Source organism: Stutzerimonas sp. Brlt_14 (assembly GCF_051948915.1).
In the GTDB taxonomy this organism is placed as follows: Bacteria; Pseudomonadota; Gammaproteobacteria; order Pseudomonadales; family Pseudomonadaceae; genus Stutzerimonas; species Stutzerimonas stutzeri.
The window spans coordinates 223,865-250,355 of record NZ_JAYJLM010000002.1 but is presented as its reverse complement, the minus strand read 5'-3'; the positions used below and the strand labels follow the sequence as shown (position 1 = coordinate 250,355).

Here is a 26,491-nt window from a genome sequence, read left to right as displayed (position 1 = left end):
CCGCCATGCACGCTCTCCAACGTCTCGCGCCGGAAATCCGCCAGTACCTGGTGGTGACCGGTAACTACTGGGCCTTCACACTCACCGACGGCGCATTGCGCATGTTGGTAGTGCTGCACTTCCATGCACTGGGCTACTCGCCATTGCAGATCGCCGCGCTGTTCCTGTTCTACGAAATATTCGGCGTCGTCACCAACCTGATTGGCGGGTACCTCGGCGCGCGGCTTGGTCTGAACCGGACGATGAACCTCGGCTTGGCGCTGCAGGTCGCGGCCCTGCTGATGCTCACCGTACCGGCCTCATGGCTGACCGTGCCTTGGGTAATGGGCGCGCAGGCGCTTTCCGGCATCGCCAAAGACCTGAACAAGATGTCCGCCAAGAGCTCGATCAAGCTGTTGGTACCCGACAGCCAGCAGGGCACGCTCTATAAGTGGGTCGCGATTCTCACCGGCTCGAAGAATGCCCTCAAGGGCGTAGGTTTCTTCCTTGGCGGCGCGCTTCTTACGCTGCTGGGGTTCGCCGGTGCGGTTCTCTCGATGGCTGCCGTGCTGGCGCTGGTCTGGCTGGCCAGTCTGGTGCTGCTGAAAAAGGATCTCGGCAAGGCCAAGGCCAAGCCCAAGTTTCGCGACATCCTGTCCAAGAGTCGCGCGATCAATGTGTTGTCCGCGGCGCGCCTGTTCCTGTTCGGCGCGCGAGACGTGTGGTTCGTGGTGGCCTTGCCGGTGTATCTGAGCGCGGTTTTCGGCTGGAATTTCTGGATGGTCGGCGGCTTTCTGGCCTGCTGGATCATCGGCTACGGCATCGTCCAGTCGATGGCGCCGGCCATTACCGGCAAACGCAGTGGCAAGGTCCCGGATGGTCGGGCGGCATGCCTATGGGCAGCTTCGCTGGCGGCATTGCCTGCGGCAATTGCGATCGGGCTGGCGACGGCTGCGTCGCCACAGTGGGTGCTGATCGGAGGATTGATGCTGTTTGGCGTGCTGTTTGCGGTGAATTCATCGCTACACAGCTATCTGATCGTCAGCTACGCCAAGGAGGACGGTGTCTCGCTGGACGTGGGTTTCTACTACATGTCCAACGCCCTGGGGCGGCTGGTGGGCACGCTGCTCTCGGGTTGGGTGTTCCAGGCCTACGGCCTGCAGGCTTGCCTGTGGGTGTCGTCCCTTTTCGTAGTGCTCGCCGCGCTTATCTCTCTGTGGTTGCCGCGACACGACGGCTAGGGCAGGGCGGGCGCCGAGCACCCGCCTGACATGATCAATAGCTGTACTGCAGCTGCGCCCAGAGCTTCTCGGTATCCACCGAGTAATCATCGGCGTCGTAGCCGGCGTACTTGACGGTGGCCACCAGTCCTTTGACCAGCGGGATGGCATGGCTGTAGGCGACGTTGATCTCCTCGCCGTATTGCTGGCTGCCGCGTTCGGCGCGGAAATCGTGGTACCAGGCCTGCAGCGTTCCACCGAACAAAGGCAGAGTGCCGCCGAGATAGACATCCTGCACACCGTCCGCAGGCGTCAGCAGGAAGGCATCGGCCCAGCCCTGAAAGGCGTGCTTGGTAGCCAATGGCGTCTGGAAGGCCCGATTGCCCGGCCCCGAGTCGCCACCCAGGACTTCCACGCCCGCTTTCAGAGTCGCACCCTTGAGGGCATAGCCCAGTTCGGCCAGGTAGTACTCACTGCTCAGCTCCTGAGGATTGCCGGCGTAGTCCTGCTGGCGTGCATATTCAAGCGCATAGCTGATGCCGTGGAGGGCACCATTCAGACGCAGGCCGGTGGTCTTGCTGGACAGGGTGCCGAGCGCGGCGGTGGGTGCGCTAGCGATGTTGTCCAGTCCCAGCAGATAGCTGTAGGCGGTGGCCGTCAGCTCCGGTGAGTGCGCGTAGCGGGCGTTGAACAGATGGCTGTGGCCTTCGATATTGGCCGGGTTGGCGCGATTGTCGAAACGGTTGTCGCCCGGGCCGAAGATCGTGTTGACGTTGCCTATGTAGGCATAGGTCAGCGTCAGCTCATCGACAGGCTGTAGCTGGCCCAGCACGCCGTCGTAGGTCTGCTCGTTCTGGCGCCAGGCGACACCACCAACGAAGCGTTGATTGTCCAGATTGATCCGCTGCCGCCCGACCACAGCATTGCCGAGTGCATGGTCGTACCGCAGCAGCGCCTGATTGATCTCGCTGCCGTCGGGGTCCGGAACGGTCGAATAGTCGGTCTGGCCGTTGCGTGTGCTGTTGTACGCCGCGTCGCCCAGGCGGCTGACGTTGTCGGCCTCGACCAGCGCGGACAGGCCATACCACTGACCGGTCTGGAAGCCGATGCGGGTGCGCAGCGTCTGCGCATTGGCATGTTTCAGCGCGTTGTCCTGGTCGATGTGCTCGTAGCGATAGCGCAGATCCAGAATCGGCTTGGCATCGGTGAACAGATCGCTGAAGTTCTCGCCGGCGAGGATCGCCGGACTGCAGAACAGCCCGACGCTAAGCAGGCAGGGTGTCAGATGATGTGGACGCAGCTTTCTCATGTGTTGCTCCCTTGGTTGGCATCGGAGCGAACGATAGGCTGCTTACTATTTTTGCCATTGACAGCAGTCAAGGCTGAAAAAATGCTCTGCCACGGGCATTGCAGCCCGCTTCGGGCTGCATGTGGCTCAGAAGTCAGCGTTTCGCTTAATGCGCAATGGCAGCTTTCAACATGCCGATATCGGTTGCGGCACGCTGGATCAGCGCCGCAGCGTTCGGCCCCGTTTTTTCCTGCCCGCTGCGACGACCACGACGCCAGTGCGCCATCGGCTGCAGTGCGCTGATATCCGAACGGGTTACCAGTTCTTCGAGTGATCGCTTGCTCATCGTCGCGTCCTCACATCGTCTGTTCGGGGGAGCGTCCGTGCGCCGTGGGGGAGTCCTTGAGCAAAGGATGCGCGGCGTTTGTTACAGCTGGTTGGCAGTGCCGCACGTGCGGACGAGCGGCGCCGGGGTGGGCCTACGGCGAAACCTCGCCGATGGCGCTGACACTGGTAATGCCGGCGTTCCAGATCATCTCGTAATGGGCGGTCTGGACAATGGAGAGCACATTGCGCGGCGTCATGAGCGCCCAGCAATGCTGGCCAGGCTTGCGCACCGAGCGGTAGCGCAGACCTGCAAAGCCGTCCTGCCGGAGCTGACGACCGAACTGGCGCGCCGCGGAATAGTCGTTCGGATCGTAGATCGGGTCGGTCAGCGCGACGGTCGTGGCATCCAGCAGGCCTGCCTCGTCAAACTGGCACGACAATCCACGAAAGACGAAACGCTCGAAGTTCAGACCCGCCACGCCGGACCAGTACAGCTCCTGGTGATGGCGCACTTCGGCCAGGGCCGTTTCCATGCTGTCGGCCAGGTACAGCACGCCGTAGCTGCCATCGCTGAAACGCGAGCCTGAGGGATTCACATGGGTGAACGGAGCGGTGGCATAGGAGCAGCCGGGAATGCCGAACGGGATCTCGCCGCGGGGAATCAGCTCGAGTCGGCCGGTCTCGTTGTGCAGGCGCGGGTTCGTCAGGGCCTGGAGCTGATAAAGCATGTCGAACTCATCGGCGTCGGCCACGTCATCGAACAGCTCGATGGGCGGAAACTTCGAGTTGACCAACCGATATGCCTGCAGCTTCGCCGACGGCCGAACCGGCAGCCGCTTCGGCACTACCACTGCGCGCCCCGCAGACTGTCGATCCGCCGGAATGTCTCGTACAGCGAAATCATGTCGCCCTGCGCCATGACCTCCAGCGGTGAACGGCCGTTGAAAAACTCGTTGTGATTGGGCATTCCAGGGAAACCGTAGGTGTTCTCCGGATTATCGAAAATCAGTCGCAGAGCGGCGTGGATATTGAGGATGAAACTGATGCGCTGCATCTGATCCGGATCCAGGCTCACCGACCAGTCGGCATTACGCAACTTGGCGCGCGCATGAGTGCTGCGGGAAATACGCAGAATCCGACAGGCCTGTTCAGTCGTGGCCTGCCATTTGTCCAGAATATTCACCGCAGCGCGCAATCCGGTTGTGCATTGATCCTTGGAAAAAGCGGCTACTTGAAGGGTGGCTGACATGGCAATGGTTCCGACAGTTTGTTTCTGTAGATACAGATTAGCACAAAGTTACCCTGCAGAAATGTAGAGCTGTCGATATTCTCAACTTAATCGCCAGCAAACGTGAAGGGCTTGAACCACGCGCAATCGAGCGCAACCGATCTTTGAGCGGCTGATGGGGGTATATAAGAGGGATATTCAAATGGGTTGCGCCAGCGCCAGTTGCTGGAACCACCGGAAGTTTGGTGCCCGGAGCGGGGGTCGAACCCGCATACCCTTTCGGATGAGGGATTTTAAGTCCCTTGCGTATACCAATTTCGCCATCCGGGCGGAGGCTGCGTCGCAGCGTGCCGATGGGGAATCGGCGGCGCAGGACTATAACCAGCCTCCGAGGCCCACGCAACCCGAACGACCGACGTTCAGCCAGCAGAACTGCCAGACAAGGCCCACCACCCGGGCAACAGGCGACGCACCTGCGGACGGCCAAAACGATCGTCGATCAGATGCACGACGCCTTCGTCCTGCTGTGTGCGGATCACTCGGCCGGCGGCCTGCACGACTTTCTGCAAGCCTGGGTAGAGATAGGTGTAGTCATAACCGTGGCCGCGCCCGAACAGCTCGTCGAGCCGTATCTTGAATTGTTCGTTCACCGGGTTGACCTGCGGCAGGCCAAGGGTCGCGACGAAGGCGCCGATCAGGCGCTGGCCGGGCAGGTCGATGCCTTCGGCGAAGGCGCCGCCAAGCACGGCGAAACCGATTCCTTCGCTGTGTTCGGTAAAGCGATCGAGAAAGGCATTGCGCGCCGCTTCCTGCATGCCGCGGGTCTGCTCCCAGAAGGGTACGTCCGGGCATTGCTCGCGCAGCAGCACGGTGACCTGTTGCAGGTAATCGAAGCTGCTGAAGAAGGCCAGGTAGTTGCCGGGCCGCTCACGGTACTGACGGGCAATCAGTTCGACCACGGCGCCCAGCGAGGCCTGCCGGTGCTGATAACGGGTCGAGACATGCTCGGCCAGGCAGACGCGCAGTTGCCGGCTCTGGAACGGCGACTCGACATCGATCCAGGCGCTGCCGGCGGGCAGGCCCAGCATGTCGGCGTGGAACCTGCGCGGGCTCAGCGTGGCGGAGAACAGCACACTGGAACGCGCCTGTGCCAGGCGGGGAGCCAGAAAGGGGGCGGGAACCACATTGCGCAGGCAAAGGATCGAACGACGGGCCTTGCTGCGAGCAATCGCCGGCAACAGGCTGATGTCGAACAGCGAGTGTTCACCGAACAGCTCGGCGACACGGCAGAAATGCATGGCGTCGAAATAGGCTCGTTGCAGTTCCGCATCCAGCCCTGCGGGTTGCTCGCCCAGATAGTCGGTGATGGCGCTGACCGCCTGCTGCAGCGCGCCCAGCAGCTTGAGCGGCAACTCCGGTTGCACCTGGTAGTCCGCCAGCTGCTCGCGATGCAGCTCGTTCCAGCAGCGCTGCACGCGCCCCAGCGGCCGCTTCAAGGGTGCTGGCGCCTGGCTGGCGAGGCCGGCGAAGGCGCGCTGATCGAGCTCGGCGCTGTACATGCCACGTGCCCGGTCAATCAGGTTGTGCGCCTCGTCCACCAGCAGGCAGATGCGCCAGTCGTTGGCCAGCGCCAGGCCGTGGAGGAGGGCGCTGCTATCGAAGTAATAGTTGTAGTCACCGACCACCACGTCCGCCCAGCGTGCAAGCTCCTGACTGAGGTAATAGGGACAGACCTGATGGGCAAGCGCCACTTCGCGCAGGGCAGCCTGGTCGAGCAGGGGCTGCCCCAGCGCGGCGGCCCGCGCCGCGGGCAGGCGGTCGTAGAAGCCGCGGGCGAGGGGGCAGGATTCGCCATGACAGGCCTTGTCCGGGTGTTCGCAGGTCTTTTCGCGCGCCACCAGCTCCAGTACCCGCAGTCCATGGTTGGCGTTGCGTTGCAGCGTCTGCAGCGCATCCAGTGCCAGGCGTCGACCGGACGTCTTGGCGGCGAGAAAGAACAGCTTGTCCAGCCGCTGCCCCGGGAATGCCTTGAGCTGCGGGAACAGGGTGCCAAGCGTCTTGCCGATGCCGGTAGGCGCCTGCGCCATGAGCGTGGTGCTCGTGCAGGCAGCCTTGTACACCGCCTCGGCCAGTTGCCGCTGGCCGGTACGAAATTCGTCGTGGGGAAAGCGCAGGGCGGAAAGTGCCTGGTCGCGCGCAGCGCGGTGGGCCATTTCCTGTGCGGCCCAGTCGATGAACGCCTGACACTGGGTCTCGAAGAACACGCGCAGCTGTGCTGCGGTGTGACGCTCGACGAACAGCGTTTCCTTGTGGCTGGTGACGTCGAAATAGACCAGTGCCAGTTCGAGTTCATCGAGCCCGCGTGTCTGACACAGCAGCCAGCCATAGATCTTCGCCTGCGCCCAGTGCAACTGGCGATGATTGGCGGGCTGGCGTTCCAGGTCGCCGCGAAAGGTCTTGATCTCTTCCAGGCGATTGCGCGCCGGGTCGTAGCCATCGGCACGGCCGCGCACGCTCAGTTGCCCGTATTGCCCCTCCAGGGCGATCTCGCGCTCGTAGCCATCGCCACGCCTGGCGGTGACCTGGGCGTGCCCGGCGATGCCTTCCAGCGCGGTGGGCGAGGGCGTGAAGCGCAAATCCAGATCGCCGACCTTGGCGGTGAATTCGCAGAGCGCGCGCACCGCGACCCGATAGCTCACGCCATGGCCTCGGCCCACTGGACATGGCAGACGGCAATGGGCAGGCCGTGCTGATGGGCGTAGTCGATCCAGCGCTTCTGGTTGTCCTGCAGGCGATCGCCCGGACCCTTCACTTCGATCATGCGATAGCGGCGCGCTTCCGGCCACAGCTGGATCAGATCCGGCAGGCCGGTGCGATTGCCAGTGACGTCCGCCAGGATGCGCTGGAACAGCAGCTTCAGGTGCGCGGCGGGAATGCAGTCCAGCGCCTGCGCCAACAGTTGTTCGTCGAGCAGGCCCCAGGCGACGAATGCGTTATGGATGCCGAGCTTCGCCTGGAAGGTGCGCCAGATGCAGTCACGGTAGTCGTCGCTGTCGAGGCAGGCCAGGCAGGCGGCGAACAGATCGGCGCGGCGCTGGTGGAAGTCCGCGCGGTTCAGGTCGGCCGGCGCCCAGTGGAACGGGTGAAAGAACGCGCCCGGCAACGGCGCGAAGATCGCGTCCCAGCAGAGTAGGCCGAACAGCGAGCCGACCAGGGCGTTCTCCACGTAATACACCGGCGCATCCGGCCTCGTCAGATGCTCGCGCACCGCCTGCTCGACGCTGCAGGTAGGCCTCGGCAGGACCAGATCGAGCTGTTCCGGCTTGCGGCTGCGTGCACGTTCGGTCGGAATGCCCAGGCTGCGCTGCAGACGCGGCAGGATGCGCTGCAACTGCTGCACTTCATGTTCGCTTTCCGGCGCGGCCCGGGCCTGAAGCAACAGATCCAGCGCCGCCGCTGGCTGGCCGCCGCGCTCCAATACACGAATTGCCCGCTCACGCGCACCGGGATAACCGTTGGACGCGTGCACGCGCAAGGCCTCGTCGAGCTGGCCGAGCCGTTCGAACTGCTGACCGATGCGCAGCAGCAGTTTGCCGCGGCGGCTTTCCAGCCAGGCATTGCCGAACGGCGCGGCTGGTACAGCCGCCAGTATCTCCGCCAGCGGCTCGCCGGCATCGAAGCGCTCGCGACAGCGATGCAGATGCAGGTAGGCGTCCAGCTCGGCACGCGAACTGAACGCTCGTGAGGCGGGGGAAAAGGACACCTGCTCGTAGCGATAAACGCCCAGATCAGCCAGCACGAACTCCGACCAGTCCTGATGGATATTGCCGAAGAACAGCAGGCGCAGCCGCTCGCAGAGTTCGTCGATGCACAGGCTGTACACCGCGTCCTCGGAGCCCGCCCACCATTGCCCGAAGGGCTTGGCCAGGTCATGGTCGGCACGCAGCCTTTCGAACAGCTCGGCCTTGCGCAGGCCGGCCGAGTTCGTGGCGCCGAACAGCTGCAGCAGTTCGCCCTTGGTCAGCAGGCCGAACAGCTGTTCCAGCGTCAGCTCACGCTCGGCATCGATCCAGCCCTGCTCGATCAATGGCGCTGCCGCCCGACGTGGACAGCCGATCTCCCCGTAGTGCAGTTTGCTGGCGCGGAACAGCGCGCCCTTGCGCATCACCATGCGCACCAGCAATGCCTGAGACGCCTGCGGCAACAGAGCGAAACGCCCGATGAAGGCGCGTTCGGCGTCGTCCAGCAGGTCGCCATGATGCTGGTCCACCCAGGCCAGAACCTGCTGAAAGTTGTCGAGATAGTAGAAGGGGTTTTCCAGGGCCTGACGCATCGCACATCCGGTAAAACTGGGGCGCGGGCGGCCCGCTCGAAAGCTGGCTATTTATACAGTTCGAGCGGTATTTGGCAATGGCCGGTGATCAGCGGAAGGGGCGGCGTGGGTGCCGCCCCGGACGCGATGGAAGGATCAGACGGTGCGCGAGAAGCGCCCGCGCTGCTCGCCGCCGAGATAGGCATCGAAAGCCATGGCGACGTTGCGCATCATCAGCTGCCCCTGCGGCAGCAGAATCAGCGCATCGTCGCGCAGCTCCACCAGACCATCGGCGACCGGCTCGGCCAGTTTGGCCAGCGAGTCGGCAAAATAGCTGCGGAAGTCGATGCCGTGCTTTTGTTCGATCTGCCGGTAATCGATACGCCCATGGCACATCAACGAGACGATCACATCGCGGCGCAGCCGATCGTCGTCGCTCAGCTTGTAACCACGGTGCACCGGCAGCATGCCGTCGTTCAGTCGCGCGTAGTACTGCGAGAGCTCCTTGACGTTCTGGCTGTAGCTGTCGGCGACCTTGCCGATGGAGGAAATGCCCAGTCCGATCAGGTCGCAGTCGGCATGGGTGGAGTAGCCCTGGAAGTTGCGCTGCAGAGTGCCGTTGGCGCGGGCCAGGGTCAGCTCGTCCTCGGGTAGCGAGAAGTGGTCCATGCCGATGTAGACGTAGCCAGCCGCGGTCAGGCGCTGAATGGTCAGCTCCAGCAGTTCCAGTTTGCGCTCGGGCGGCGGCATGTCCTCGGGGCGAATCAGCTTCTGCGCGCGCACCAGATCCGGCAGGTGCGCGTAGCTGTACGCGGCGATGCGGTCCGGGCGGATGTCGATGATCTTGCTCAGCGTGGCATCGAAGCTGGCGACGGTCTGCAGGGGCAGGCCGTAGATCAGGTCGACGCTGACCGACTTGAAGCGCGCATCACGGGCGGCCTGGACCAGTTCGCGGGTCTGCTCCTCGGTCTGGATGCGGTTGACGGCGATCTGCACCTGCTCGTCGAAGTCCTGCACACCGAAGCTCAGGCGGTTGAAGCCGAGCTTGCGCAAGCCGTGGATCTGCTCCGGGGTGACGGTGCGCGGGTCCACCTCAAGGGAGAACTCGTGACTGTCGCTGTCATCCATGTTGAACGCCTGATGCAGGCTCGCCATCAGGTCGGCCAGCTGTTCGCTGGTGAAATAGGTCGGTGTGCCACCGCCCAGGTGCAGCTGGGTCAGCTTGCGCGAGCGGTCGAACAGCGCACCCTGCATGGCGATCTCGCGCTTGAGGTACTCGAGGTACTCGACGGCGCGCTCGGTCTTGTGGGTGATGATCTTGTTGCAGGCGCAGTAGTAGCACAGGCTCTTGCAGAACGGGATGTGGATGTACACCGACAGCGGCTTGGGCGGCTGCGCCTGATTGCTGCGCGCAGCGGCGGCGCGGTAGTCGTCCTCGGCGAAGGCCTGATGGAACTGCGGGGCAGTAGGGTAGGACGTGTAGCGTGGACCGGGACGGTCGTATTTCTCGACCAGGGCCCGGTTGAAGCTCGGCAGTTGGTCCATTGTTCGTTTCACCTAAGGGTTGAATTCGGAGTCGGAAGCGGAACGCGGTGTCACCCTCGGGTGTTTCCGGCTCAGGCAGGTCATGGGCGCGAATTATGGACGATCAGGCCTCATGCGCCGACTGTCTCAGATCAAGAATAGTGCCCCGCGCCGCACCGCTGGGCGGGATGCAGGGCGCAGGAGACGCGAGACCGCGGCTGGCCTCGCGTGCGTGCTCAGAGCTTGAACTGGCCGACCAGACGGTTCAGTTCGGTAGCCAGGCGCACCAGTTCATCGCTGATCTGCGAGGTTTGTGCCGCGTCGGCCGAGGTGGTGTCGGCAATGCGGCTGATGGTGGTGATGTTGCGGTTGATCTCCTCGGCCACCGCACTCTGCTGTTCGGCAGCCGTGGCGATCTGGGTGTTCATCTCGTTGATGGTGCCCACTTCGTTGGCAATCACGCTCAGGCTCTGTGCGGCTTTCTCGACGCACTGCGAGCCGGAACGCGCACGCAGCTGCGCCTCCTTCATCGCCTGTACCGCGTTGCGCACGCCGCTTTGCAGCTGCTCGATCATGGCCTGAATTTCTTCGGTGGACTTCTGCGTGCGCGAGGCGAGGGTACGCACCTCGTCAGCCACCACCGCGAAGCCGCGGCCCTGTTCGCCGGCGCGGGCTGCTTCGATCGCGGCGTTCAGCGCCAGCAGGTTGGTCTGCTCGGCGATGCCGTTGATCACCCCGAGCACCATGTCGATGCTGGCGCTGTCGCTCTCGACCCGCTGGATCACCTCGGCGGCCTTTTCGATTTCGGCGATCAGCACTTCGATACCATCCAGCGCTTCGCTGGCGACCTTCACGCCGGCCTTCGATTCATTGTCCGCTCCGGTGGAAGCAGTTGCCGTATGGCTGGCGTTGCGCGCCACTTCCTGCACGGTGGCACTCATCTCGTTCATCGCCGAGGCGACCAGATCGGTCTCGCTGCGCTGGTCGTTGACCGCGGCCAGGGTCTTTTCCGCGACATGGGAGACGCGTTCGGACACATCGGTGAGCTGGTGCGTGACCCCGGCGACCGCTTCCAGGCTATGGCGGAACTTGCCGATCATGCGGTTGAAGGCATCGCCCATGGCGCCGATTTCATCCTTTGCACCGACCGCGACACTGCGGCTGAGGTCCTCGTCTTCGGCCATGCTGTCCATGGTGTGGCGCATGGCGTTGATACGACGCAGGATCACATGGCGGACGGTCATGCACATCACCACCACGCCGACGATCAGCAACAACAACTGGATCGCGCCGCTGACGAGGATATTGCGGTCGACCTCCTGATCCAGCGCCTTGAGGTCGTAGCTGATGCGCACGGCGCCCATGACAGCGTTCTCGGCGACCTGGTGGCAGGTCAGGCAGTTGGTTCCGCGGTAGTCGGCATGGGCAAGGATCGGGTTGATCACGGTCAGCACCCGGCCGCCATCCTTCTTGTCGACCTGAATGATCGACTCGCCCGTCAACGCCTGACGATCGAGCGCGTCGGCAGGCGCCTGATGCGCGTAACCGGGACCGAACACCTTGGTCACTTCATCGCCTCGGATGATGCGCGCATCGATGACGCCGGGGCGTGCCAGGATCTTGTTTCGCAGCACCTCGCGCTGCGCCATGGTACCGGTCAGCATCATGGTGTTGATGCTGTCGAAGTACGAGTCGGCGGCATCCTTGGTCTGCTGCTCGACCACCTGCAGAACCAGCCGCTTCTCCGTGCTGGCAGCGATGAACAGCGAGGCCGACATGATCGCCACCAGCACCAGCACCAGCGCCAGGTTGATCTTCGTCTGCACGGACATTTGTCGAGGGGCGGAGTTGTTCATGGTTTTCCTTAGTACTACTGCCACGCGGAAGGTAGCTGTCACTGCACTCTTGTTTTATTGGTTTCCCATGACGACGCAGCAACGAGCTGGGCGATCTGAAGCTCGTATCGGCTAGTAGCGTGGATTCTTGAAACTTCGAAGCCGGTGGTAGCCTTGCGCCATTATGGCGCGCGCTATGGTATTGCTTTCCGAGGAATGTGAACCACGTCGCTCGACCAATGACGGAGCAAATGCAGCTTTCACTGACTCAGGTCATGAGTTCGAGGGCAGCGGCGGCGGTCCTGGTTGGCATCTTGCTGTAACCGCGCACTGCTAAAGAACAGAAGCGGCGTCATGCATCACGCCGGTGCGAATGGGCATGAGACATAGCGCCGCTTTACAGAATGGCAAAGCGATATTAGCGTTGCCGACCCGTCTGGCAGGCGATTGGAAAGGACGTCAGTGAACGGGCATCTTTTCTGCATTCCTCCGTTGCGTTCGCTGCGAACCCCTTATGAAAACGATGGTCGTAGGCTCTACGCCGGCAAGACCGGGCAACACCGCAAGGCAGCTGCTGTTCCTCCAAGCAGTGCATCGATTGGAACCTTCATTTCAAGGACTCACATGATCAAGAAATGCCTTTTTCCCGCTGCCGGATATGGCACCCGTTTTCTCCCCGCAACCAAGGCCATGCCCAAGGAAATGCTGCCGGTGGTGAACAAGCCGCTGATCCAGTACGGGGTAGAGGAGGCGCTGGCGGCAGGGCTCACGCAGATCGCCATGGTCACCGGGCGTGGCAAGCGCTCGCTCGAAGACCACTTCGATATCAGCTATGAGCTCGAGCATCAGATTCGCAACACCGACAAGGAAAAGTACCTCGTCGGTATTCGTCGCCTGATCGACGAGTGCAGCTTTTCTTACACCCGTCAGGTGGAAATGAAGGGGCTGGGCCACGCGATTCTCAGCGGCCGTCCGCTGATCGGTGACGAGCCGTTCGCCGTGGTGCTGGCAGACGACCTGTGCATCAACCTCGATGGCGACCCGGTGCTGGCGCAGATGGTCAAGCTGTACAACCAGTTCCGCTGCTCGATCGTGGCGATCCAGGAAGTACCGCCGGAAGAAACCAGCAAGTACGGCGTGATTGCCGGCGAGATGATTCGCGACGACATCTTCCGCGTCAGCCACATGGTCGAAAAGCCCAAGCCGGAAGACGCCCCGTCGAACCTGGCGATCATCGGCCGTTATATCCTCACCCCGGACATCTTCGAGCTGATCGAGCAGACCGAGCCGGGCAAGGGCGGTGAAATCCAGATCACCGACGCGCTGATGAAGCAGGCAAAGGACGGTTGCGTGCTGGCCTACAAATTCAAGGGACAGCGTTTCGACTGCGGTAGCGCCGAGGGTTACATCGAGGCGACCAACTTCTGCTACGAGAACTTCTACCTCACCGGTAAGGCGTTCTGATCCAGTCGGGCCACCTCAGGGTGGCTCGATCGTTTTATGGCGCGGGCAATTCCTCGGCGCCCGGCCCGAGCGGCTGGCCATAGCTGAACTCCACATAGTTGCCCGCCGGGTCGCGTACCCCACAGTAGTAGCCCACCGGATAGGGCTCGTCGCGCGGCTCCCAGATCAAGCAGCCATCCGCGCGCGCCAATTCGGCTACCGCATCCACTTCCTCCCGACTGGCCATGGCGAAACCGAAATGGCTGTAGTCGTTCTCCGCCAGCGAGCGATCCATGCCGCCCGGCATGATCACGAAGATGAATTCCCGCTCCTTGCCGGGCTCGGCCATCCAGACGATGCGTGAGCCTTTGCCCGGGCGTTCGTGGAACACCCGCATTCCGCAAAACCGCGTGTAGAAGGCGATACAGGCGTCCAGGTCTGGCACATGCAGCGCCAGGTGGGTGAGGGTGGGGCGCATGGGGCACTCCTTCGGTGAATCAGGCGCAAAGCCTGGGTTATGCTGTTCGCTACAGAAGGAGACAACTCTACATGGCTTACGACTTCGATCTATTCGTCATCGGTGCGGGTTCCGGTGGCGTACGTGCGGCGCGCTTCGCTGCAGGCTTTGGCGCGAAAGTGGCCGTCGCCGAGAGCCGCTACCTGGGCGGCACCTGCGTCAACGTCGGCTGTGTGCCGAAGAAGCTGCTGGTCTACGGTGCGCACTACGCTGAGGACATCGGCCAGGCGCAGGGCTACGGCTGGACCATCGACGGCGCGACCTTCGACTGGAAGACCCTGATCGCCAACAAGGATCGCGAGATTCAGCGCCTGAACGGCATCTATCGCAGCATCCTGGTGGACAGCGGCGTGACCCTGCTGCAGGCGCATGCGCAACTGGTCGATGCACATACCGTCGAAGTCGAAGGCAAGCGCTACAGCGCCGAACATATCCTGATCGCTACCGGCGGCTGGCCGCACGTGCCGGAAATCCCGGGCCGCGAGCACGCCATCACCTCCAACGAAGCCTTCTATCTGGACGCCTTGCCGCGGCGGGTCCTGGTGGTTGGCGGCGGTTATATCGCGGTGGAGTTCGCCTCGATCTTCCATGGTTGCGGCGCCGACACCAAGCTGCTCTACCGTGGCGAGCTGTTCCTGCGTGGTTTCGATGGCTCGCTGCGCGACCATCTGAAGGACGAGATGATCAAGAAGGGCGTGGACCTGCAATTCAACGCCGACATCGTCCATATCGACAAGCTTGCCGACGGCAGCCTGCTTGCCACCCTGGAAGACGGCCGCACCCTGGAAGCGGACTGCATCTTCTATGCAACCGGCCGCCGGCCGATGATCGACGGCCTGGGGCTCGAAGCGGCCGGCGTGGCGCTGGATGCCCGTGGCTTCATTGCGGTGGATGACGAGTACCGCACCTCGGTGCCTTCGATTCTGGCGATCGGAGACGTGATCGGTCGCGTCCAGCTGACGCCCGTTGCGCTGGCCGAAGGTATGGCGGTGGCGCGGCGCCTGTTCAAACCGGAGCAGTATCGCAAGGTCGACTACTCGACCATCCCTACAGCGGTGTTCAGCCTGCCTAACATGGCAACCGTCGGGCTGACCGAGGAGCAGGCGCGGGAGCAGGGCTACAAGGTCACGCTCTTCGAAAGCCGCTTCCGTCCCATGAAGTTGACCATGACCGACAGCCTCGAACGAAGCCTGATGAAGCTGGTAGTGGATGCGCATACCGACCGCGTGCTGGGCTGCCATATGGCCGGGCCGGACGCCGGCGAAATCATGCAGGGGCTGGCCGTGGCGCTGAAGGCCGGGGCGACCAAGCAGGTCTTCGACGAAACCCTGGGCATCCACCCGACGGCAGCCGAAGAGTTCGTCACCATGCGCACACCCGCCGCCATCTGAGGGCAGACAGGCGTGCCGCCCTGCGCGGCACGCCGCTCAGCTCAGTGATGATGGCCGGTTGCGGTATTCCCGGATGCCGGGGCATCGACCTCGATGCTCACTTCGGTGGTGATCTCGCTACCGCTTTCGAACTGCAGGGTTACCGGAAAACTTTCTCCGGCCACCAGTGGCTGCTTGAGGCCGAAAAGCATCACGTGATTGCCTCCCGGTTTGAATTCCACCTTGCCCGCCGCCGGCACCTCCACCGAATCGATCCGCTGCATCTTCATCATGTCGCCCTGATGCACATGGGTATGCAGCTCGGTCTTTTCCGCGCGTGGCGTCTGCGCACCGATCAGTCGCTGCGAATGCTCGCCACGATTTTCCAGAACGAAATACACCGCACCGGTGGGCGCGCTCGGCGGCATCGCGCGCGACCAGGCCTGGCTGATAGCCAGTTCCCCGGCGACTGCGGGTGCTGCAGCGTGATGATCGTGGTGGTCCTGCGCGAAGGCAGGCATGCAAAGCATGGTGAAAGCGCCTGCGGCCAGTAAGCGAAGCAGCATGGAAAACTCCGATTATCGTGTGAAGAATGGCGCCATCTTACGCCGCTTGGCGCCAGGCGCTACGTTCGGTTGCATGACGGCCTCCGGGACGTTGATTCCGATCAAACACAAGCCGTCGATGCCGGACAAATCGGCTGGGGGCTGCACGCAAGGATGCACGTCATGAACCTCACGAAGCCGCTGTTCCTGGTGCCGCGCGCGAGAGGGTATTGCACGGCGCCAATCGACTTGCCGAAACGAACCGCAACACCCACGGCTCCGAGTGCACTGCCAGCGCGATTGTAGTCAAGAAATGCATGCAGACCGGGCAAGCGACCAATCAACCGTACTCGCTCTTCAGCGCGGCGGCGACCATAGCGCTTGAGTCGAGCACCGTCAGGCGCCGGCTGACCAGCTCAGAGGGAATACGGAACGGCGGAACGGTGTCGGTGATCACCAACTGGTCGAATACCGGGCTCTCCAGGATTTCCGGCCCGCCGGTGAACAGGCCGTGGGCCGCCGCTGCGTGGACCTGCCGCGCGCCGGCCTTGCGGCAGGCCTCGCCGGCGCGTAACAGAGTGCCGCCGGTGCTGATCAGATCATCGACGATGATCGCGATCCGCTCGTGAATGTCGCCGACCAGCATCGTTCCGGTCACGATGTCGTTGCTGCGGTACTTCTCCATGTAGGCGCTGCCAACCGCGCGCCCGATATGCCGCTCCAGCGCCCGGCGAAAGGATTCCGCGCGCTTGGCGCCGCCGGCATCGGGGGAGACCGCTACCAGCTCGACGTCACCAGGCAGCTGCGTGAAGTGCGCAGCGAACAGCTCGGCGCTCTCGATATGCCGCGTGGGGATGCGGAACGCGTTGTCGAACGCAGCCAGGTTGCGTACCTCGAAGGTCGTCAGGCGATCCACCCGACAGGCCTCGAACAGCGCCGCCACGTAGCGGGTGATGATCGGGTCCTGGAACTGGGTACGACGCTCCTTGCGTGCATAGCAGAGATAGGGTGCGACCACCTGAACGTGGCGGGCACCGGCGTCCTTCAGGGCGCCGCAGAAGAACAACAGGCGGCAGAGCTTGTCGTTCACGCTGCGCTCGTCATCGCCGTACAACGCATGGAAGACGACGACGTTGCGGCTTTCCACAGACGTCAGGGCGCGGGTCTTGTGCTCGCCGTCTTCGAAGGCGCGCTCTTCGAGCTCGGCCAGCTCGAGCGCCATGTGCCGGGCGACACGAGCGGCATATTCCTGGGTGCCATGCAGCGCGAACAACAGAGGAGGGCGGGTGTTCATGGATGACTCCTGCTTGGACGGGGACGAGCGGACACGAGCTGCGGGTAGCCCAGGCCCAGTGCCTGGTGATCGAGCAGATAGAGGCGTGACTGTCGCAGCAACGCACGTGCCTGTTCAGCCTTGGCCTGGGCAGCTTCGCCTGTGGCCTGGCGCTGGGCGCTGCCGGCCAGGGTGAAGCTGCGAGTCGCCGCGCGAACCGATAGGAACAGCGGCAACGGTGCACACTTCTCGGCCTCGCCACTCTCATCCAGATAGGCTCGCAAAACAGTCGGCGCCAGATCAGCCAACTGGTGGTGCTGCAGGTCCATCAGCACGAAGGCGAGGTCATGCAGGACATCGATACAGGCAATCTCGTCACTGAACTCGATGCCGTCGAACAGGGTAGGCCGCCCTTCGAACAGGCAGATGTTCGCCAATCGCATATCGCCATGGCAGCGCCGCACGCATCCATCGCGGCGCCGTCGGTCCAGCTCTGCCGACAGCTGATCGAGCAGGGCCAACTGGTCCCGGTAGAGTGCCTGCACCGCGTTTCCATCGAGCAATGCGCACTGGCGGCGCAGCTCCTGATGATTGGTCTCGATGGATCGGCGTATGCCAGCGCTGCCACCAAAGGCCGGCGTTCGCTCGGCACCGGCATGAAAACGAGCGACCTCGACGCCCAAGGTCTGCATCAGCGAGGGCGTCAGCTCGCCGGCCAGGGCCATGCGATCGAACAATGCGGACTGCGGAAAGCGCCGCATCACCACGACCCAATCCAGCACCTCGCCGTCCGCGTCGAAGGCCAGCACGCCAGCGCGATCCCGGGTGATCGCGCTCACCCTGAGGTAAAGGCCAGGTGCCGTGCGCCGGTTCAGCCGCAGCTCGGCGTGGCAGGCGCGCTCGCGCTTTTCCAGCGTGAGGAAATCCAGCGACGCATAGGCGATCTCGCGCTTGAGCTTGTAGACACGTTCGCCACACAGAAAGATCAGCGAGCCATGGGTCTCGATACGCTCGACCGTACCGCCCGGGCAGCCGTAGCTGTCAGCGCGGGAAAGAAAGCCGATGACCTCGTGCTGACCGCTCATCTGTCCCTCAGGATCCTTCGGCACGGTAGGCCCCTTGGGCGCCGTCGGCGCGAAACAAGGGGCAGCTGTCTGCGAGTCTAGCTGCGCGACGGCAGGCTGCTCGACGCATCGCTGAATGAAACGCGGGACCGCCTCGCGGTTAGTACAGAACGAGAGCGAAGTGAGGGTGGTGGCAATCAGGAAAGTGGAGAAAGCAAGCGCCGAGGATACGGAGCTGGCAGACGCAACTCACATCCAATTTAACATAATATAGATTATGCGAACTCACATGATATTCCTGCAGGTGCTCGGCCAGCCACTTTTATCGCTCGTCGACCCTGCAGTTGACGCGCCGATCACGCTCGCTTCGATTGCATTCACGCTCGTCCACGGAATGCTGCGCGAAATTCGCTGGGTTTGAGGCCAGCCTGCTTTCTGAAGAATCGGCTGAAATACGCAGCGTCGGCGTAGCCCAGGTCATGGGCGATCTGCTGGATGTCCAATGCGGTATATGCAAGCTGTCGTTGTGCTTCGCGCACGATGCGTTCGTTGATGACGGCTGTCGGTGATTCGCCGAGTTCTTCGCGGCAGGCTCTGCCCAGCGTGGCCGGCGTGATGCCCAGCGCTTCGGCATACAGCGCGAGCGGCCAATGCTGTTTGAAGTGCTGATCGATCAGTTCGCGGAATTGACCGAGCAATGCCGAGCGTCTGCCGTTGGCCGGCCTTGCGGTCAGGGTCGGCTGATTGAGCCGTGTGATCTGTACCAGCAAGGCGATCAGCAAGGCATGGCCGGCCGCCACGTTGTCGCGTTCCTGGCCTTGCGCTTCGTTCTGAATCAGCTGAATCAGTGGCCAGATGGGTTCCGTGCCATCCGCAATCCAAGGCAAGGGAATCACCACCGGACGCTGCATCATTGCCAGCAGATCGCTGGAGAGAATACGTGCCATGGACTCCAGCGGCCGTTGCGCTGCCGTGATAACCGGACCATCGGTCTCCGCGCTATAGCGAAACGCATGCACGGTGCGTTGCGGCAGCAGGATCAGGCACGGCGCATGGAACGCCATGCGACTGTTCTCCAGCGATACCTCGCCCTGGCCGTTGCGCACGTAGACGACCTGCAGCAACGCATCGTGCTGATGGGGCCGGATTTCGCGCTGATGCATGTCGCCGCGGTCACTGATCCACTCCAGATGCAGCAAATCCTGCCACGCCGGCAACGCGGCCTGGCCGTACAGCGCGTAATTGGGAATGCGTCTGCTCATGGGCGGCCCAGAAGTCGAAACAACGAAAGTGCGCTGATTGTCCTGTTGCTTGTTCAATTTGTCACATGTGGATGTCGTTAAATGTCACATCAATGCGTGCCGGCCGCCCTCTCCCGCCCTTGGCCCACGCGTCTCGAACAATACGCCTATGACCATGCCAACCTGGCGCGAATGGCTGTTCTCGGCCAAGGCGCTGATTGCCGCCCTGACGGCGCTGTACATCGCACTGGCGATACCACTGGACAACCCGTACTGGGCGATGGCCTCCGTATATGTCGTGTCGCACCCGTTGTCCGGCGCGACACGCTCGAAGGGGATCTACCGAGCCCTGGGCACGCTGCTCGGCGCCGCCGCGTCGGTCGTGCTGCTGCCAGCCTTTGCCCAGCAGCCGATCATGCTGAGCCTGACGATGTCGCTGTGGATCGGCGCCCTGCTCTACCTCTCGCTGCTGGATCGCTCGCCGCGCAGCTACATCTTTCTGCTGGCGGCCTACACGGTGCCGCTGATCAGCCTGGCCGAGGTCAATCATCCCGCGACCATCTTCGATGTCGCGCTCGCGCGCTCCGAGGAAATCCTGCTCGGCATCGTTTGCGCCAGTGTCGTCAATTCGGTGCTGTTTCCCAGCCGTATCGCGCCGACGCTGAGTGCAAAGATGGACGCGCTGCTGCGCGACGGCCGAGCCGCGGCCAGCCGCATGCTCAACGCGCGGCATCTGGGCGAAGCCGACCAGCGGGCGCTGAACGCGCTGCTGGTAGACGTCATGGGTCTGGACGGCATGCTCATGCACCTCGACTACGACAGTCGCAGCTATAGCTCGACCGTCCAGGCGCGTGAATTCCGTGCACGCATGGCCATGCTGATGCCGCAGCTGATTTCCACCGCGGACTCGCTGCACCGGTTGCAGCGGGAGCCGCACGGCCTGCTGCCGGAACTGGAGGAATACCTGCAGGCGGTGGATCGCTGGATTCAGGGCGATGCGCCATCCAGCGACGCCGACCAGTTGCGTGAGCGCAGCCTGCAGCTAGGCACGTGGCTGAGTGCGGCCCAACCGACACAGGCGCTGGCCATCGACAGCGCCTTGCGCCAACTGCGCGCGCTGCTCGACCTCTGGCAGGACTGCCTGGCGCTGCGGCAGCAGTTTGCCGACGAGCGTGCCGACAGGCTCCCGGCGCTGCGCTATCACGCCCAGCAGCTGGCCGGCGGCCGGCGCCATCATGATTACGGCCTGCAGGGGTTCACCGCTGCTTCCGTGGCGCTGTCGGTGTTCTGCCTGAGCATGCTGTGGTTCGCTTCCGGCTGGCAGCAAGGCTACAGCGGCGTGTTCATCGCTGCCGTGGCGGGCTGCTTCTTCGCCAGTCAGGACAACCCGGCGCCATTCATCAGGTCGTTTCTGGCCGCCACACTGGTCTCAATCAGCGCCGCCGCCATCTACCTGTTCGCGCTGATGCCCAACGTGCACGACTTCGGCAGCCTGGCCACGCTGCTCGCCGGGCCGTTGCTGCTGCTCGGTACGCTCGCCGGTCGTCCGCAGCATGCCGGAACGGTGATCCTGGTGGCGGTCCAGACGATCTCCAGCATCACCATCCAGAGTGCCTACCAGGCGGATTTTCAACTGTTCGCCGATATTGCCCTGTCCACTGCCTTGGGCGTGGTGTTCGCCCTGGTCTGGGCGCGGTTGACCCGCCCGTTCGGCACGCTCTGGGCCGCGCGTCGGCTGGTACGCCACGGCTGGCAGAATCTGGCGCAGCTCGCGGACCTGAGCCGCGGCGCCAATACGGTCGCCAGCGCATCGGCGTTCGTCGATCGTATCGCTCAGCTGCTGCCTCGACTGACACAACTCGCAAACCAGGGCCTGGCGCTGAACGATGTCACCCGCGAGCTGCGGGTCTGCTTTCGCTTGCTGGAATTGCGCGAGCTACGACCAAGCGGCCCCCTGCGCCGGCAGCTGACGCCGGTCCTGACGATGATTCAGACGTATTTTCGCGATTGCGCCATGGCGCAGCGTGAACTGCCGCCCCCGGCCGCCCTGCGCCATGCCTTGGAAAGCACCGTTGTGCGTCTGCAGCAGGAGGCCCCGCAGGCGGCGCAAGCCCTCCACGGCCTGCGGCTGGCCCTGTTCCCGGACGCGCCGGCCAGCGTGCCGTGTCGACCATCCGCCGGGCCAGCTAACGCAGGTGCCTTCGCATGACGGGCCATCTCAATCTCTACGGCGTCTATGTGCCAGTCCTGCTGGTGACAATGCTGGCGGCCTATGGCCTGAAGAGCCTATTCGCCGCGCTGTTGCAGCGTGTCGGCTTCTACCGCTGGGTCTGGCACCCGCCGCTGTTCAATCTCGCCCTGTACATCATCGTGCTCGGCGCCCTGGTCTATTTCGTAGCGCGGATTTGAATCGTGAAGAACTGGATACCCACCGCCGGCTCGGTACTGTTGACCCTGCTGGCTGTAGCCATCGCCACCGTCGTCAGCCTGCACCTGTGGGACTACTACATGGAAGCGCCCTGGACCCGTGATGGGCATGTGCATGCCGATATCGTCCAGGTCGCGCCGGATGTGTCCGGGCTGGTCACCGAACTGCGGGTGCGCGACAACCAGCGTGTCACGCGTGGCCAGGTGCTGTTCGTGATCGATCGGGCGCGCTTCCAGCTGGCCGTCGACGAAGCGAAGGCCACCGTGCTGGAGCGCCGCGCACAGCTGGAGCAGGCGCAGCGCGAAGCCCGACGCAACCGCGTGCTGAAGGATCTGATCGCCGCCGAGACGGTGGAAATCGGCGACACCCAGGTCAAGCGGGCCGAAGCGGCACTGGCAACCGCCGAGGCGGCCCTTGGCGTGGCGCAGCTGGACCTGGAGCGCACCAGCGTACTCAGTCCCGTGGACGGCTATCTGGGCGACCAGACCATGCGGGTCGGCGACTACGTGAAAACCGGCACGCCGGTGCTGTCCATCGTCGACACCAACGCCCTGCGCGTAGAAGGCTACTTCGAGGAAACCAAGCTGCACGCCATCGAGATCGGCCAGCCGGTAGACATCCACGTCATGGGCGAAACGCAGCACCTGCGCGGCCACGTGCAGAGCATCGCCGCCGGTATCGAGGATCGTGACCGGGTCCGCGGCAACTCGCTGCTGCCCAATATCGACCCGAGTTTCAACTGGGTGCGCCTGGCGCAGCGGATTCCGGTGCGGGTGCTGCTCGACGAAGGCCAGCCGAGCGACATCCGCCTCGTGGTCGGCCGCACGGCTACCCTCTCGGTGCTGCCGTGGCCGGCCGCCGACGCGAGCAGCGCGACACCATGAGCCGCTACCTGTACCCCGCCCTGCCCCTGCTCGCCACGCTGCTCGCCGCTTGCAGTGCGGTCGGCCCGGACTACCGCGTACCGGACCAGGCCGTGGTGCGCCAGGCTGCAGCGCAGGCGCCATTCGATACGCTCGGCAATCGAGAAGTCGAACAGACGCCGCTGCCGGACGGCTGGTGGCAGCTGTACGACGACCCCCTGCTCGACAGACTGGTGCGTGAGGCGCTGGCGGGCAACCGTGACATACGCCAGGCCCGTCACAACCTGCGTCAGGCCTATCAGGGCTTCCAGATGGCCCATCACGCCCAGGAAGTGGTGGTGGGTGGCGACGGTTCGCTGGCGCGCGGCCAGCTGTCCAGCGAGGCGCTGGCGCTGGAAGAGAGGCTGCCGGTGATGAACCTGGCCGATGCCGGCCTCGCCGTGAGCTATCAGCTGGACCTGTTCGGCCAGCTGCGGCGCGGCGCCGAAGCCGCCGGTGCAACAGCCGACGCCAGTGCGTCGCTGCTCGAGGCGGCACGCATCAGTGCGGTAGCCGGGGTCGTGCGCAGCTACATGACGGCCTGTCATGCCGGCGAAGAGCTGGCCATCGCCGAACACTCGCTGGCGATCCAGCAGCGCCAGCTTGAGGTGGCCGACCGCCTGCTCGCTGGCGGCCGCGGCAATGAAGTGGATGTTGCCCGCGCCCGAGCGCAGGTCGAGACCCTGCGCGCCGAGCTGCCTCCCTTCGAGGCGAAGAAGGCCGCGGCGCTGTATCGGCTCGCCGCCCTGCTCGGTCACACACCGGGCGAGCTGCCTGAAGCCGCCGCGGCCTGCAACCACGCCCCACAGCTGAGTCAGCCGATTCCGCTTGGTGACGGCGCCGCCCTGCTCCGCCGACGCCCCGACATTCGCGCAGCCGAACGAAGCCTGGCCGCGGCCACGGCACAGATCGGCGTGGCCACGGCGATGATGTACCCACAGATCAGTCTCGGCGGCACGGCAGGCTACACCGGCATGCTCGAACACCTCGGCGATGCGGTGACGCAGCGCTGGGCATTCGGCCCTTCGATCAGCTGGCACGTTCCAACCCAGGTCGATCGCGCCCGGGTGCGTGCCATGGAGGCCGGAGCAGACGCCGCCCTGGCCCGCTTCGACGGTGTGGTGCTGGAGGCACTGAGGGAAACCCAGACCCTGCTCAGCCGCTATGCGCATGATCTGCAGCGCGACCAGGCCTTGCACGAGGCGCGTGACGCGGCGCGCAATGCCGCCGATCACACCCGCCGGCTATACCAGGAGGGTCGCCTGGGTTATCTCGACAGCCTGGACGCCGAGCGCACCCTGGCCACCGCCCAGGCCGCGCTGGCCGCCTCGCAGGCGCAGCTTTCACTGGATCAGGTCGACCTGTTCCTTGCCCTAGGTGGAGGCTGGCGCACGAGCCAGCCGCCCGCCGCCAGCCAGGAGGACGACGGTTGATGGACATGCTGCATGCGATGCGCGCCTTCGTCCGGGTCGTCGACACCGGTAGCTTCACCGCGGCGGCCAGGCAGACCGACACCTCCACGGCGCAGGTGTCGCGCCTGGTCAGCGAGCTGGAGAACCATCTGCACGCCCGCCTGCTGCAGCGCACCACCCGGCGTCTGGCGCTGACCGAGGTCGGTGCACGCTTTCTCGAGCGTTCCCGCGAGATACTGGCGCAGCTCGATGACGCCCGGCAGGAAGCCTGTGGAGCGCACCTCACGCCGCGCGGTCGCCTGCGGGTGCACTCCACCACCGGCCTCGGCATCCAGCTCCTGTCCGGCCTCGCCGGGCACTACTGCGAGCGCTATCCGGAGGTCAGCCTCGAGCTGAGCCTGTCCCAACGCCAGCCGGACCTGCTGGAAGCCGGGCTGGACGTGATCATCACCCTGTCTCGTGACCTGCCCGACTCGGAATTGATCGCCCAGCGGCTCGGGCCGGTGTTTCACGTCGTCTGCGCCGCACCGAGCTATCTCCAGCGGCATGGCGTGCCGCGACGGCCAACCGATCTGCATGACCACCGCTGCCTGCGGCTGCTCGATCCGGTGTTCGCCGACGACTGGCACTTCGTCGGCGACGGCGTCGAAGAGGTGATCCGCCCCGGCGAGACGTTCAAGGTGAATGTCGCCGAAGCCATGGCCAGCGCCGCCGAAGCCGGCATGGGTATCTGCCTGCTGCCCGACTACGTGGCGGCGCCGGCGCTGCAGCGCGGGACGCTGTTGCGCCTGCTGCCGCAGTACCGCCTGCAGGAAAAGCAGATTCATGCGCTCTACCCCTCCCGCCGCTTTCTCGACGCGAAGATCAGGACCTGGCTGGACTTTCTCGCTCAGGCACTGCCGCGCGCCTTCGACGACTATCACCGGGTGCTGCGGGACGAGACGCATTGGGCCTGAACGATTGTTGCGCGCTCGGTAAAGGTGTTTCACCGGCGGCGCGGTTTTTCCGGCCCAGCGCGCTTCCTAGAATTGGCGGGTGGCAGCGGACGGGCAACCCTCAGTTCCGCGTTGCTGGCCGAATCGCTCCGTCGGCCAGCCGTCCGGCCACCTTCAGGCTGCTCCCCTCGTGGCAGCCTCGTTTATTCCTGACGCCCGCTGCTCGGCGGGCGTCGCTTGCAAGACCTGCCAATGCCCGTCGAAGCGTCTCGGGCGTGCAGGCGTTTCTGGAGGTTACCCGTGAAAAGACTGATCTGGATCGCCGCCCTGGCTTTCAGCGCCCAGCTGGCGCATGCCGCCGATGAGCCCAAGCCCTACCAGTACGGCGACAAGCTCGACATCGCCAAGGTCGTCTCGATGGACGTGCCCGCAGGCGGCTGCGAGATCGTGCAGGCCAGGATGACCTACGTGGACTCCAAAGGCGAAACCCACGAAACCACCTACCTGCGTCAAGGTCCGGACTGCATGGACCACTGAAAACGAAGTGCGACCGCCAATCGGTTGCGCCCGCTGACGCCTCAATAACGCTGTGTGATCGACGCGCTATTGCCGGTGCCGTTCTGGATGATGGCCGTGGCGGGCACCGGGAATTCGAACTGTGTCGTCTGATTCAGCAGCGCGACGTTGCCATCGCCAGTCTGGGCGATTGACACGGTGCTGTAGGGGGTATGCTGCACCACATCGATTTCGTTGGCCGAACCGTTCTGGGCGATGTCGAGCACCGGGCTGTCATAGATCTGGTCGATATTGACGCGGTTGTCGTTGCCAACCGTATTGCCTCGAATGATCCCGTCACGGGTCGCCTGCCGGGCGTTCAGATCGTTGCCGCTACCCTCCTGGGTGAAGGTGAAGCTACTGAAACCGGCCCATTGCGTTACCCGCGCGCGGTTAGCGCTACCGAGCTGTCTCAACTCGACCTGGCCGACGTAGTAGCGCCCGCCTTGCTGGTTGACCGCCGCTTCATTCGAGCCGCCGTCCTGATACACCGAGACCAATCCGCCATAAGGCAGGAAACCCTGCTCGATCGTGATCCGGTTGTGGTTGCCGAGCTGGTCGGTACGGGCGCTGCCGGCCCACTCCTGACTGATCTCGGTCAGGTTGTTCGTGCCAACGGAGCGGCTGTCGGCCTCGTTCATGTAATACAGCTGCGTAACCCGGTGAACATTGCCCGCTCCCTCTTGGTGAATGTTCGCCTGTGCGCCATTGCCATCCATCTGACTGACCTCGGCGAGGTTGTCCGTCCCGAGCTGAACGATGGATGCCGAATGTCCGGAGTAGATATCTCCGATCTGAATGACGCTTGCCTGGTTGGACGATCCGTTCTGCACCACTTCAGTCCAATTGTCGAGATTGAGCTGGTTCGTCTGCACCCGATTGTCACCGCCGTCCTGCCTGACCCGCGAATAATTGCGATCCCCTTGCTGCACCTGGCTTGCCGAGTTCCAGCCGTTCTGCTCGAGAATGATTTCGTTGTCATTTCCGGTCTGGGTGGCGGCGGTCTGTGCCAGCGCCAGTGCCGGCAGCGAGCCGAATAGAAAGCAAGCGATCAGCGGTTTATGCGAGAACATAGGGAACACTCCTTTGAAAG

The 26,491-nt window shown here is 63.8% G+C and carries 23 protein-coding genes and 1 tRNA gene; 9 read left to right on the top strand and 15 right to left on the bottom strand.

What is annotated here, in order from left to right; translation table 11 throughout:
- The first annotated feature begins 5 nt into the window (after positions 1 to 5).
- Positions 6 to 1,220, top strand: a complete 1,215-nt coding sequence (gene arsJ / locus VF716_RS05035) for an organoarsenical effux MFS transporter ArsJ (protein ID WP_440552075.1) — start codon at positions 6 to 8, stop codon at positions 1,218 to 1,220.
- 34 nt (positions 1,221 to 1,254) lie between these two features.
- Here the strand turns inward: arsJ and VF716_RS05030 are convergent, their stop codons facing one another.
- From VF716_RS05030 to VF716_RS04990, 9 genes are all read right to left on the bottom strand, one after another.
- Complete coding sequence (locus VF716_RS05030; RefSeq protein WP_440552072.1) at positions 1,255 to 2,508, bottom strand: alginate export family protein; 1,254 nt, start codon at positions 2,506 to 2,508, stop codon at positions 1,255 to 1,257.
- 145 nt (positions 2,509 to 2,653) lie between these two features.
- Positions 2,654 to 2,833 carry a hypothetical protein gene (locus VF716_RS05025; RefSeq protein ID WP_013982782.1) on the bottom strand — a complete coding sequence of 60 codons (180 nt, stop codon included), beginning with the start codon at positions 2,831 to 2,833 and terminating at the stop codon, positions 2,654 to 2,656.
- 133 nt (positions 2,834 to 2,966) lie between these two features.
- Positions 2,967 to 3,659: an RES family NAD+ phosphorylase gene (locus VF716_RS05020; RefSeq protein WP_440552371.1), complete on the bottom strand. Its 693-nt coding sequence runs from the start codon at positions 3,657 to 3,659 to the stop codon at positions 2,967 to 2,969.
- On the bottom strand, positions 3,659 to 4,063 hold the full coding sequence (locus VF716_RS05015) for an antitoxin Xre-like helix-turn-helix domain-containing protein (protein WP_011913238.1): 405 nt from the start codon (positions 4,061 to 4,063) through the stop codon (positions 3,659 to 3,661). Before VF716_RS05015 ends, VF716_RS05020 begins: the two co-directional genes overlap by 1 nt.
- A gap of 222 nt (positions 4,064 to 4,285) precedes the next feature.
- Positions 4,286 to 4,372: transfer RNA gene (locus VF716_RS05010), tRNA-Leu, on the bottom strand.
- Between the two features lie 89 nt (positions 4,373 to 4,461).
- Positions 4,462 to 6,741: a helicase C-terminal domain-containing protein gene (locus VF716_RS05005; RefSeq protein WP_440552068.1), complete on the bottom strand. Its 2,280-nt coding sequence runs from the start codon at positions 6,739 to 6,741 to the stop codon at positions 4,462 to 4,464.
- Entirely contained in the window at positions 6,738 to 8,375 is a 1,638-nt protein-coding gene (locus VF716_RS05000; RefSeq protein WP_125856209.1) for a VRR-NUC domain-containing protein, read from the bottom strand. Before VF716_RS05000 ends, VF716_RS05005 begins: the two co-directional genes overlap by 4 nt.
- 135 nt (positions 8,376 to 8,510) lie before the next feature.
- The gene (hemN, locus tag VF716_RS04995; protein ID WP_011913241.1) at positions 8,511 to 9,899 is read right to left on the bottom strand and encodes an oxygen-independent coproporphyrinogen III oxidase; all 1,389 of its coding nucleotides are present in this window, start codon (positions 9,897 to 9,899) and stop codon (positions 8,511 to 8,513) included.
- 215 nt (positions 9,900 to 10,114) lie between these two features.
- Complete coding sequence (locus VF716_RS04990; protein WP_013982787.1) at positions 10,115 to 11,734, bottom strand: methyl-accepting chemotaxis protein; 1,620 nt, start codon at positions 11,732 to 11,734, stop codon at positions 10,115 to 10,117.
- A 603-nt stretch (positions 11,735 to 12,337) separates the two neighbouring features.
- Here VF716_RS04990 and galU point away from each other — a divergent pair.
- Entirely contained in the window at positions 12,338 to 13,177 is an 840-nt protein-coding gene (galU, locus tag VF716_RS04985) for a UTP--glucose-1-phosphate uridylyltransferase GalU (RefSeq protein ID WP_013982788.1), read from the top strand.
- A gap of 34 nt (positions 13,178 to 13,211) precedes the next feature.
- Here galU and VF716_RS04980 read toward each other — a convergent pair whose 3' ends face one another.
- On the bottom strand, positions 13,212 to 13,634 hold the full coding sequence (locus VF716_RS04980; RefSeq protein ID WP_045632844.1) for a VOC family protein: 423 nt from the start codon (positions 13,632 to 13,634) through the stop codon (positions 13,212 to 13,214).
- Positions 13,635 to 13,705: 71 nt separating this feature from the next.
- On the opposite strand from VF716_RS04980, the gene gorA reads away from it, so the two are divergent.
- A complete protein-coding gene (gene gorA, locus VF716_RS04975; protein WP_020306413.1) occupies positions 13,706 to 15,064 on the top strand; it encodes a glutathione-disulfide reductase in 1,359 nt (452 codons plus the stop codon).
- A 41-nt stretch (positions 15,065 to 15,105) separates the two neighbouring features.
- Here gorA and VF716_RS04970 read toward each other — a convergent pair whose 3' ends face one another.
- The 4 genes from VF716_RS04970 to VF716_RS04955 all read right to left on the bottom strand — a co-directional run bounded on the left by VF716_RS04970 (position 15,106) and on the right by VF716_RS04955 (position 19,187).
- The gene (locus tag VF716_RS04970; protein WP_020306414.1) at positions 15,106 to 15,609 is read right to left on the bottom strand and encodes a copper chaperone PCu(A)C; all 504 of its coding nucleotides are present in this window, start codon (positions 15,607 to 15,609) and stop codon (positions 15,106 to 15,108) included.
- A gap of 319 nt (positions 15,610 to 15,928) precedes the next feature.
- Complete coding sequence (locus tag VF716_RS04965; RefSeq protein WP_020306415.1) at positions 15,929 to 16,882, bottom strand: ribose-phosphate diphosphokinase; 954 nt, start codon at positions 16,880 to 16,882, stop codon at positions 15,929 to 15,931.
- On the bottom strand, positions 16,879 to 17,946 hold the full coding sequence (locus tag VF716_RS04960; protein ID WP_440552369.1) for a phosphotransferase: 1,068 nt from the start codon (positions 17,944 to 17,946) through the stop codon (positions 16,879 to 16,881). Before VF716_RS04960 ends, VF716_RS04965 begins: the two co-directional genes overlap by 4 nt.
- A 356-nt stretch (positions 17,947 to 18,302) precedes the next feature.
- Positions 18,303 to 19,187, bottom strand: a complete 885-nt coding sequence (locus tag VF716_RS04955; protein WP_013982794.1) for a helix-turn-helix domain-containing protein — start codon at positions 19,185 to 19,187, stop codon at positions 18,303 to 18,305.
- A gap of 148 nt (positions 19,188 to 19,335) precedes the next feature.
- On the opposite strand from VF716_RS04955, the gene VF716_RS04950 reads away from it, so the two are divergent.
- The 6 genes from VF716_RS04950 to VF716_RS04925 all read left to right on the top strand — a co-directional run bounded on the left by VF716_RS04950 (position 19,336) and on the right by VF716_RS04925 (position 25,380).
- The gene (locus tag VF716_RS04950; protein ID WP_049324797.1) at positions 19,336 to 21,375 is read left to right on the top strand and encodes an FUSC family protein; all 2,040 of its coding nucleotides are present in this window, start codon (positions 19,336 to 19,338) and stop codon (positions 21,373 to 21,375) included.
- Positions 21,372 to 21,575, top strand: coding sequence for a DUF1656 domain-containing protein (locus VF716_RS04945; protein ID WP_049324796.1), 204 nt, complete (start codon positions 21,372 to 21,374; stop codon positions 21,573 to 21,575). Before VF716_RS04950 ends, VF716_RS04945 begins: the two co-directional genes overlap by 4 nt.
- Positions 21,576 to 21,578: 3 nt before the next feature.
- Entirely contained in the window at positions 21,579 to 22,478 is a 900-nt protein-coding gene (locus VF716_RS04940; RefSeq protein ID WP_049324795.1) for an efflux RND transporter periplasmic adaptor subunit, read from the top strand.
- On the top strand, positions 22,475 to 23,929 hold the full coding sequence (locus tag VF716_RS04935) for an efflux transporter outer membrane subunit (RefSeq protein ID WP_049324814.1): 1,455 nt from the start codon (positions 22,475 to 22,477) through the stop codon (positions 23,927 to 23,929). Before VF716_RS04940 ends, VF716_RS04935 begins: the two co-directional genes overlap by 4 nt.
- On the top strand, positions 23,929 to 24,864 hold the full coding sequence (locus VF716_RS04930) for a LysR family transcriptional regulator (RefSeq protein WP_049324794.1): 936 nt from the start codon (positions 23,929 to 23,931) through the stop codon (positions 24,862 to 24,864). Before VF716_RS04935 ends, VF716_RS04930 begins: the two co-directional genes overlap by 1 nt.
- A 279-nt stretch (positions 24,865 to 25,143) precedes the next feature.
- Positions 25,144 to 25,380, top strand: coding sequence for a DUF2790 domain-containing protein (locus VF716_RS04925; RefSeq protein WP_013982800.1), 237 nt, complete (start codon positions 25,144 to 25,146; stop codon positions 25,378 to 25,380).
- A gap of 41 nt (positions 25,381 to 25,421) precedes the next feature.
- On the opposite strand, the gene VF716_RS04920 is transcribed toward VF716_RS04925, so the two are convergent.
- Complete coding sequence (locus VF716_RS04920) at positions 25,422 to 26,471, bottom strand: curlin associated repeat-containing protein (RefSeq protein WP_049324793.1); 1,050 nt, start codon at positions 26,469 to 26,471, stop codon at positions 25,422 to 25,424.
- Positions 26,472 to 26,491: the final 20 nt, after the last annotated feature.